Origin of the sequence: Streptomyces swartbergensis, from assembly GCF_002148965.1 — a bacterium.
Taxonomy (GTDB): domain Bacteria; phylum Actinomycetota; class Actinomycetes; order Streptomycetales; family Streptomycetaceae; genus Streptomyces; species Streptomyces swartbergensis.
The window spans coordinates 1-9,128 of record NZ_NGFN01000342.1; the positions used below are offsets into that span (position 1 = coordinate 1).

Annotated in this window: 7 protein-coding genes and 1 pseudogene; 1 reads left to right on the forward strand and 7 read right to left on the reverse strand. The window is 74.1% G+C overall.

The window, feature by feature from the left end; translation table 11 throughout:
* From CA983_RS35565 to CA983_RS35585, 5 genes and pseudogenes are all read right to left on the reverse strand, one after another.
* Positions 1–684 (reverse strand): annotated as a pseudogene (locus CA983_RS35565) (SWIM zinc finger family protein); the annotation flags it as partial.
* A complete protein-coding gene (locus CA983_RS35570; protein ID WP_086604872.1) occupies positions 681–3,530 on the reverse strand; it encodes a DEAD/DEAH box helicase in 2,850 nt (949 codons plus the stop codon). The pseudogene CA983_RS35565 and the gene CA983_RS35570, both read right to left, overlap by 4 nt.
* A 106-nt stretch (positions 3,531–3,636) precedes the next feature.
* Positions 3,637–4,218 carry a sugar kinase gene (locus CA983_RS35575; RefSeq protein ID WP_086604873.1) on the reverse strand — a complete coding sequence of 194 codons (582 nt, stop codon included), beginning with the start codon at positions 4,216–4,218 and terminating at the stop codon, positions 3,637–3,639.
* A complete protein-coding gene (locus CA983_RS35580; protein ID WP_086604874.1) occupies positions 4,215–5,363 on the reverse strand; it encodes an ROK family glucokinase in 1,149 nt (382 codons plus the stop codon). The genes CA983_RS35575 and CA983_RS35580 overlap by 4 nt, the downstream gene beginning before the upstream one ends.
* 133 nt (positions 5,364–5,496) lie before the next feature.
* Positions 5,497–6,234 (reverse strand): GntR family transcriptional regulator, encoded by a 738-nt coding sequence (locus tag CA983_RS35585; protein ID WP_086604878.1) that lies wholly within the window; start codon positions 6,232–6,234, stop codon positions 5,497–5,499.
* 128 nt (positions 6,235–6,362) lie between these two features.
* On the opposite strand from CA983_RS35585, the gene CA983_RS35590 reads away from it, so the two are divergent.
* Complete coding sequence (locus CA983_RS35590) at positions 6,363–7,385, forward strand: Gfo/Idh/MocA family protein (RefSeq protein WP_086604875.1); 1,023 nt, start codon at positions 6,363–6,365, stop codon at positions 7,383–7,385.
* Positions 7,386–7,396: 11 nt separating this feature from the next.
* On the opposite strand, the gene CA983_RS35595 is transcribed toward CA983_RS35590, so the two are convergent.
* Together CA983_RS35595 and CA983_RS35600 are read right to left on the reverse strand one after the other, a co-directional pair.
* Entirely contained in the window at positions 7,397–8,074 is a 678-nt protein-coding gene (locus CA983_RS35595; protein ID WP_086604876.1) for a response regulator transcription factor, read from the reverse strand.
* 99 nt (positions 8,075–8,173) lie between these two features.
* The coding region (locus tag CA983_RS35600) for a hypothetical protein (protein ID WP_341866718.1) at positions 8,174–9,128 on the reverse strand (955 nt) is incomplete at its 5' end.

Consider the following 9,128-nt stretch of genomic DNA (forward strand, 5'->3'; position numbering starts at 1 on the left):
CTCCTGGGCGGTTTCGTCAGCGTCCTCGGGCGCCGCGTCCGGCTCGTCCGTCGCCTCGGGCATCCGGAAGGCGTCGGCCAGCAGCTGCCGTACGTCCCGCGCTCCCCCGCCGACGGCCTGTTCACGCGCCTGCCGGCCGGCCCTCGGCCTCTCGTCCGCACGGCTGTGCCGCGCCCGGCGTCCCGCACGCTCGGCCTCTTCCCGGGCCCGCCGCGCCTCCTGCCGTGCCGCGCGCAGTGCCTCGCGCGCGATGTCCGCCGCGCGGGGGCCCGGCCCCTCGTCGTGGCCCGCGTCCGGGGTCTCCTGCGGTGCGGCGGCGGGCTGGTCCTCGGCGGCAGCGGGAGCACCGGCCGAAGTCGTCCGGGCCGGGTTTTCCCCCGGGTCGCCGGAATCGTCCGGCCCGGCGGGACCCTGCGTGTCCTCCGACGCACCGCCCGGCAGATCGCCGGGCAGGTCGGCGTCCTCCGCCGCACCCGCCTCGCTCTCCGGTTCCTCGCCACGCCGGTGCTCAAAGACCGCCCTGCGCAGTGCCTCGCGGGCCACGTCTCCCGGGCGGGGAGACTCTTCCGGGTCAGTTGGCCTCTCGGCGGGGCGGGGAGCGGATGACGTCTCCGGGTCGCGGTGTGCCTGCTCCCGGGCCGCCCGCAGGGCCCGGCGGGCCTCGTCGGCCGGGCTGGGCGTCATGGCGTCCTCCGCAAGGAGACCAGGTCGGACAGTTCACGGTCCGTCAGTTCGGTGAGGGCCGACTCGCCGGAGCCGAGGATCGCGTCGGCGAGGGCGCGCTTGGCCTGGAGCATCTCGGCGATGCGGTCCTCGATCGTGCCCTCGGTGATGAGGCGGTGGACCTGGACGGGCTGGGTCTGGCCGATGCGGTAGGCACGGTCGGTGGCCTGTTCCTCGACGGCCGGGTTCCACCAGCGGTCGAAGTGGACGACGTGACCCGCGCGGGTGAGGTTGAGGCCGGTGCCCGCCGCCTTGAGGGACAGCACCAGGACCGGGGTCGAGCCGGCCTGGAAGCGGTCCACCATGCGCTCCCGCTCCGGTACCGGTGTGCCGCCGTGGAGCAGGTCGACCGGGACCGCCCGGGTGGCCAGGTGGGAGGTGATCAGGCGGGCCATCCCGACGTACTGGGTGAAGACCAGCGCGGATCCGTCTTCGGCGAGCAGGGTGTCCAACAGCTCGTCCAGCAGCGCGAGTTTGCCGGAGCGGGCGGCGAGCCGGTCGCCGCCGGCCCGGGCGGGCTCCTCCTTCAGGTACAGCGCCGGGTGGTTGCAGATCTGCTTCAGTGACGTCAGGAGCTTCAGCACCAGGCCACGGCGTGCCATGCCCTCGGCGGTCTCGATGGCGAGCATCGACTCGCGGACCACCGCCTCGTACAGCGCGCCCTGTTCGCGGGTGAGCGGCACCGGGTGGTCGGTCTCCGTCTTGGGCGGCAGCTCGGGGACGATGCCCGGGTCGGACTTCTTCCGGCGCAGCAGGAAGGGCCGGACCAGGCGGGCCAGGCGCTCCACGGCTTCCTCGTCCTCGCCGTTCTCCACGGCACGGGCGTGCCGGGCGCGGAAGGACTTCAGCGGGCCGAGGAGGCCCGGGGTGGTCCAGTCGAGCAACGCCCACAGCTCCGACAGGTTGTTCTCGACGGGCGTGCCCGTCAGGGCCACACGCGCGGGGGACGGGATCGTGCGCAGCGCCCTGGCCGTGGCCGAGTAGGGGTTCTTGACGTGCTGCGCCTCGTCGGCGACGACCATGCCCCACGCCTGCCCGGCCAGGGCGGGGGCCGCGGAACGCATCGTGCCGTACGTGGTGAGGACGAAGCCGCCGTCCAGGCCGTCCAGGCTGCGGTCCGGGCCGTGGAAGCGGCGGACGGGGACGCCGGGTGCGAAGCGGATGATCTCCCGCTGCCAGTTGCCCAGCAGCGAGGCCGGGCAGACGACCAAGGTGGGCTCGCGGCGGGCCCGCTTCAGGTGCAGGGCGATGAGGGTGACGGTCTTGCCGAGGCCCATGTCGTCGGCGAGGCATCCGCCGAGGCCCAGGGAGGTCATCAGGTCGAGCCAGGCCAGGCCCCGGAGCTGGTAGTCCCGGAGGGTGGCGTGCAGGCCCGGCGGCGGTGCGGCCGGGCGTACTCCCGCGGTGAGGCGGTCGCGCAGGGCGGCCAGCGCGCCGGCCGGTACGGCCTCCACCGTCTCGCCGTCCACCTCGGCGGTGCCGGCCAGGGCGACGGACAGCGCGTCGACCGGGTCGAGCAGCCCCAGGTCCCGCTTGCGGGCCTTGCGGACGAGGGCCGGGTCGACCAGCACCCACTGGTCACGCAGGCGGACGACCGGGCGGTGTGCCTCGGCGAGGGCGTCCATCTCGCTCTCGGTGAGCGGGTCGCCGCCGAGCGCCAGCTGCCAGCGGAACTGGAGCAGGTCCTCGCTCTCGAAGAAGCCGGTGCCGTCGGTCGCCGAGCCGGGGGCCGGCCGGACCACCGCCGCGGCCGAGAGGTCCTGGGCCAGGTCCCTGGGCCAGTGCACGGCGACGCCGGCCGCGGCGAGCCGGGTGGCCGCGACGCCGAGCAGGTCGCTCAGCTCCTCCTCGGTCAGCGCCAGCACGTCGGGCACGTCCTGGTCGGAGAGCCGGTCGAGCGGGGGCCAGACCCGGGCCGCGCGGCGGACGGCGAGGGCCGCGTCCACCCGGGCGCGCGGGCCGAAGGCGTCGTCCGCCTCGCCCGCCCACAGCGCCGCCGCGTCGGCGACGAGGGTGGGGTCGGCGAGGCTGTGCACCTGGACGATCGCGGCGCCGGCGCCGCGGGCACCGCCGTCGAAGGCGTCGTCGAACAGGTCGTACGCCGAGAGGTCCAGCCGGAGCGAGATCCGCACGCCGGCGTCCATGCCGGCGGCGACCTCGGCGGCCCAGTCGTGGGCGCCGGGCAGGTGCTGGGCGTCGCGGGCCGCGAAGGGTCTGCCGGTGGCGTGGGGTGCGGCCGGGGTGCGTGGCAGGGTGTCGGCGACCGCGTCCAGGAAGGCGCGTACCAGCGCTTCCGGTGCGGGCAGGCGGATCGGGCCCGGGCCGGGCAGCGGGACGGCGTGTCCCTCGTACGGCAGGGCGGCGGCAACCGCGCGCAGGTGCGCGATGTCTGCCGGGTCCAGCGGGCCGGCGCGCCAGGCGTCGTGGCCCGTGGGGGTCAGGCCGGGCAGCAGCCGGCCGCGCGCGGTAAGCCGCAGGGCGTGCAGGGCGGCCGCGCCCCAGCAGGCGGTGGCGGGGTGGGCCGCGGGGTCGTGCCGGGCGCGCACCAGGAGCGGCAGGGCCTCCTCCAGCGGGAGGGACAGCGCCGGGGTGGTCCGCCGCCGGATCGCGGCGCCGTGCCGTCGTACGACGGTGAGCTCGGTGTCCTGCGTGAGCTCTGTGACCTCTGCGGGCAGGGGCTCCCCTTCGGGGTCCCAGAAGGCGATGCGCCCGTCGCGTGGGAGGGGCGCGGGCAGGAAGACGGCCGGGAGCCGGAGCGGGACCGTCCGCTCCCCCGCCCGCTCGGCCATCACAGCCGTCTCGCCCATACGTCCTGCCACCTCCCGCCCGCGTTTCGGATCAGCTGTCTCCGACTCTACGGGCGGGGTCTGACAATCGGCCCCGGCGGCCGCGCCGGCCGAGCCGGGCCTCGGGTCAGGGCACCGTCCTGGACACCACGTACACCCAGGGGTACGCCGGGTTGGACAGGTCCACGACCACGTCGTGCGTCGGTGCGGGGTTCTTCTGCCGGTGGACGAAGCCGTACCACGAGTCGCCCTCGGGGAACTTCCAGCCGGTGACCTTGCGGTCGCGGGCGCCGATGGTGATGTGGCCCTTCTTCAGGTCGTCCCGGGTCATGCCCAGGCCCGTCAGATAGGCGTCCAGGCCGGCCGCGTTGGTCTCGAACTGGGCGTACAGACGGCTGGTCTTCCAGTTGTTGGTCTCGTAGTACGCCACGTGCCAGGCCGGGTGCGGGACGGGCACCTGGTAGATGCGGCGCTGGAGCTTGGACGGCCAGCCCTCGGTCAGGCCGGTCGCCGAGTACTTCGCCTCCTTGTCCTTGCCGCTGTCCCGGCTCTGGTTCGCGGAGATCACCAGGTAGCCGGCCGGGATGCCGATGAGCAGCACGATGATCAGCAGGGTGAGCGCCCTGCGGCGGATCATGTGGCGGCGGTCCTCGGCCGGGCGTTCCTCGCCGTCCGGCCACGATCCCTGGTGCGGCAGGGAGGCGGTCACAGCGTCTCCTGGGTGCTGCGGAGGGACTGCGCGTACCGCTCGTAGCGCTCGTACCGCTCCACCCGGCGGCGCTTGGCGCGCCGGAAGCGGCGGGCGACCAGCCGGGCCAGGTCGGCGGCGCCGACCATGCCGGCCTCGGGGCCGAGCTGGGCCCGGGCGATACGGGCCTCGGGGCGGTAGCCGCGGCCGGTCAGATGCCTGCGGAACGCGTCCCGCGCGGGGCCGATCAGCAGGTCGTCGGCTGCCGAGACACCGCCGCCGATGACGAAGCAGGAGGGGTCGAGGGCGGCCGCGAGGTTGGCGATGCCGACGCCGAGCCACTGGCCGATGTCCTGGAGCAGCTCGATGCACATGGCGTCGCCCTCGCGGGCCAGCTCGGTGATCATCGGGCCGGTGATGTCGCCGATGTTGCCCTTGACGTGCTCGATGATCCCGTACGCCACCGGCGAGTCCGCCGCCGCCAGCTCGCGCGCCTCGCGGACCAGGGCGTTTCCGGAGCTGTACTGCTCCCAGCAGCCGCGGTTGCCGCACGGGCAGCGGTGGCCGCCGGGCACGACCTGCATATGGCCGAACTCTCCGGCGACGCCGTACTTGCCGCGCTTGACCTGGCCGTCCTCCAGGATCGCGCCGCCGATGCCGGTGCCGAGCGTGATCATCACGAGGTGGTCCTCGCCGCGGCCGGCGCCGAAGCGCCACTCGGCCCAGGCGGCGGTGTTGGCGTCGTTGTCCACGAGGACCGGGACCGACAGGCGGCTGGCGAGGCGGTCCCTCAGGGGTTCGTTGCGCCAGGACAGGTGGGGGGCGAACAGCACGCGGTTGCGGTCGGCGTCGACCCAGCCGGCCGCGCCGATGCCCACGGCGTGCACGTCGTGCCGGTCCGAGAGGTCCAGGACCAGCTCGGCGATGGTGTCCTCGACGACCTTGGGGCTCTTGGACTTGTCCGGCGTCTCCGTGCGGACCTTCTCCAGGATGTTGCCGTCGGCGTCCACGACGCCCGCCATCACCTTCGTACCGCCGATGTCGATGCCGACCGTCGGCACGCGGGGTGCCGTCAGGTGTGAGCGGCGCTCCCGGGTGCCGACGGTGCGGAGCACGGTGGCACGGCGGGAGCCGATGGGGGCGGTGAAGTCGCGGTAGGTGCTCATCGCCGCCGATTCTGCCTCACGGGGAGGCAGGGTGCGGAGCAGAGGGGTGGTGCGGATCAGTGCCGAGTGCGGGTGCGTGGGGGCTTGTCGCGCCCACGCGGCGGAGCCGCACATCGATACAGCCCCGCGCCCCTCAGCTGCGCACCAGCAACTGGAATTCGAAGGAATAGCGCGTCGGGCGATACGTGTGCGTGCCGTACTCGACCGCTCGGCCCGTGTCGTCGAACGTGACGCGTTGCATGGTGAGAAGCGGGGCCCCCGCCTCCTCCGCCAGCCGTTCCGCCTCCTCCGTCGTCGCCGCGCGGGCGCCGATCGACTGGCGGGCGCTGTGCAGGGTGATGCCGGCCGCTCGCATCAGGCGGTAGAGGCCGGTGGTCTCCAGTTGGCCGGTGTCGAGGTCGATGAGGCCGGGGGGCAGGAAGTTGCAGAGGTAGGCCATGGGCTCGCCGTGGGCGAGGCGGAGGCGTTCCACGCGGTGGACGTCGCTGTCCTCGGCGACGTTGAGTGCGGCGGCGACCTCGGCGGAGGCGGGTACGAGCGTGTTGACGAGGACCTTGGTGGCCGGGCGCTGGCCCGCCGCCTCCAGGTCGTCGTAGAGGCTGCTGAGCTCCAGCGGGCGCTTGACCTGGCTGTGCACGACCTGGGTGCCCACACCGCGGCGGCGTACCAGGAGGCCCTTGTCGACGAGCGACTGGATGGCCTGGCGGACGGTCGGCCGGGACAGGCCGAGCCGGGCGGCGAGCTCGATCTCGTTGCCCAGCAGGCTGCCGGGGGTCAGCGTGCCGTGCTCGATCGCGGCCTCGAGCTGCTGGGACAGCTGGAAGTACAACGGCACGGGAGAGCTGCGGTCCACGCTCAGCTCGAGCTGCACGGTCGGGTCCACTTCTGGTTTCGGCACGGGCCGAGCGTAGCTCCGTGCGTTGTTGACGGGAAGTTGTGTAGTCAGATTGTCCGGACATTCCGATTGACAGGGGCGGGCTGTGCACGCAGTTTGTTTCCATGCGCATCGGCGTCATCGGTACGGGCCGCATCGGCACAATCCACGCGAACACCCTCAGCCGGCACCGCGACGTCGGCTCCCTGATCCTCACGGACGCGGACGCCTCGCGGGCCCAGGACCTGGCGCACCGGCTGGGTGAGACGGCCGCGCCCGGAGTGGAGGAGATCTTCCGGTGGGGGGTGGACGCCGTGGTGATCACGACGGCGACGTCGGCCCACGCCGAACTGATCGGTCGGGCAGCACGCTCGGGCCTGCCGGTGTTCTGCGAGAAGCCCATCGCGCTGGATCTGCCGGGGACGCTGAGCGCGATCGCCGAGGTCGAGACGGCCGGGACGGTGCTCCAGATGGGCTTCCAGCGCCGCTTCGACGCCGGATACAGGGGCGCTCGCGAGGCCGTGCGCTCGGGCAGGCTGGGGCGGCTGCACACCGTGCGGGCGCTGACCAGTGACCAGACGCCGCCGCCCGCGGAGTGGCTGCCGGTGTCCGGCGGGCTGTACCGGGACACGCTGATCCACGACTTCGACGTGCTGCGCTGGGTGACGGGCCGGGAGGTGGCGGACGTGTACGCGGCCGGATCCGACGCCGGGCCCGCGATGTTCCGCGCGGCGGGCGACGTCGACACCGGTGCCGCGCTCCTCACCCTCGACGACGGCACGCTCGCCACGGTCACCGGCGCCCGCCTGAACGGGGCCGGCTACGACGTGCGCATGGAGCTGGCCGGGGAGCTCGACCAGATCGTGGTCGGCCTGGACGACCGTACGCCGATCGCCTCCACCGAGCCGACCGGGCCGCCGGCCGCGGACAAGCCCTGGACGGGCTTCCTGGAGCGCTTCGGACCCGCCTACGAGGCGGAGCTGAACGCGTTCGTCGAGGTCGTGCGGGGCGAGCGGGCCAACCCCTGCGACGGGCGCGAGGCCCTTCAGGCGCTGCGGGTCGCCGAGGCGTGCGAGCTGTCGCGCCGGGAGCGCAGGCCGGTGCACCTCGCGGAGATCCCCGGCGGGACCGCCTCCCCCTTCGCCTGACGGCGGGGCGGTCAGTGGCCCTCCTGTTCCTCCTCCAGGAGTCCCGCGTCGTACGCCAGCAGCGCGATCTGCACCCGGTTGTTGAGGTCGAGCTTGGCCAGGATGCGGGAGACGTGCGTCTTGACCGTGGCGACACTCATGAAGAGGCCGGTGGCGATCTCGGCGTTGGACAGGCCCCGGCCGACCGCGACGGCGACCTCGCGCTCGCGGTCGTTGAGGGCGGCCATGCGTGCACGGGCGCGTGTGCGGCGGGTGTCGGCGGCGGTGCCGACCGCGTGCCGCATCAGCTGGCGGGTGACGGTGGGCGACAGGACCGGGTCGCCGGCCGCGACCCGGCGTACCGCCGCGAGGATCTCGGTGGGCGGGGTGTCCTTGAGGACGAATCCGGCGGCGCCCGCGCGCAGCGCCCGCAGGACCTGTTCGTCGGCGTGGAAGGTGGTGAGGACCACCACCTGCGGGGCGTCCTTGCGGGCGCGCAGCCGCTCCGTGGCCGTGAGACCGTCCACCGTCGGCATCCGGATGTCCATGAGCACGACGTCCGGGCGGGTGCGGTCGACGAGCGCCTCCACCTCGCCGCCGTCGGCCGCCTCGCCGACGATCTCGATGTCGTCGGCCCCGCCCATCATGAAGGACAGTCCGGCCCGCACCAGCGGATCGTCGTCGACGAGGAGCAGTCTGATCGCAGTCATGGGCCATACGTAATCACGGCCGGGGCGGACGCGGGGCCCGGACGGGCGCCGGCCCGCGCCAACACCTCGTCCGGGGCGCGGGGTTGACCGGCCGCGTGCTCAGGCGCGCAGCGTCACCCCGAACAGGGTGCGCAGGCGGCTGATCTCCCACCAGACCACCGCCGTCACCGAGGCGGGACCGCCGATGACGGCGAGGGCCTGGATCACCGGCGGCCCGGGCGGCAGGCCGCCCGCGAGCAGGCTCATGGCGGCGAACTCCCACACCAGCGTGCCGGTCAGCAGGGCGGGGAGCGCGGCGTGCACGGCCGCGGTGTTGAAGCCGGTGCGGACGGCCGGACCGGTGGCGAACCCCACGAAGAACAGCAGCCAGGCCAGGGGCAGGGCGGCCGCGAGGATCAGCCAGGGGGCGGCGCCCGCCGGACCGGAGGAGGGCGTCTGGTTCCGGTCGAGCAGGATGATCGCCCCGCCGAGCAGCGGGACGGCCGTCACGGCGCCGATGTACCAGCCGGCCGACCGCAGGGCGGCCCGCACCCGCACCCGCATGGCCGACCTGGTCTCCGCCGACGCCCACCGGAACAGCACCGCGATGACGACGGGTGCGCTCAGGAGCAGCAGGGGCGGGGTGACCGCCAGCCGCATCATGTACTGCTCCTGGGCCTCGGCGACGTCCTCCGGCTTGCCGTACATGGCGAGCAGCAGCAGGGACATGGCGGCCGCGGTCCAGGCCCGCACCTTCTGCACGCGCGTCACGTGCCGGTCGCCGGCGGCCCGGTGCGTGTGCGGGAACAGGCGGTGGGCCCGGATGCGGGCCGAGCGCGCGAACGAGTAGCACAGCACGAGCGGCAGGAACGCGAACCAGGTGCACGGGGCGAGCAGCACCAGCCACATGCATCMGGAGACCCGCGGCTGCCCCTGCCGCAACAGCTCGCGCACCGACGGCCATTCGCCACCGCGCAGGCCGCCCCACCCCGGGCCCCGGGAGCCCGGCCGCGGCTGGGGAACGTACGGGTACGGCTGGGGGTGCGGCAGATACGGCTGGGGGTGCGGGTAGCCG

Coding starts and splice junctions, on each gene's coding strand:
- CA983_RS35570 (WP_086604872.1), bottom strand. CDS start 3,530: ATGGGCGAGACGGCTGTGATGGCCGAGCGGGCGGGGGAGCGGACGGTC.
- CA983_RS35580 (WP_086604874.1), bottom strand. CDS start 5,363: ATGAGCACCTACCGCGACTTCACCGCCCCCATCGGCTCCCGCCGTGCC.
- CA983_RS35590 (WP_086604875.1), top strand. CDS start 6,363: ATGCGCATCGGCGTCATCGGTACGGGCCGCATCGGCACAATCCACGCG.
- CA983_RS35595 (WP_086604876.1), bottom strand. CDS start 8,074: ATGACTGCGATCAGACTGCTCCTCGTCGACGACGATCCGCTGGTGCGG.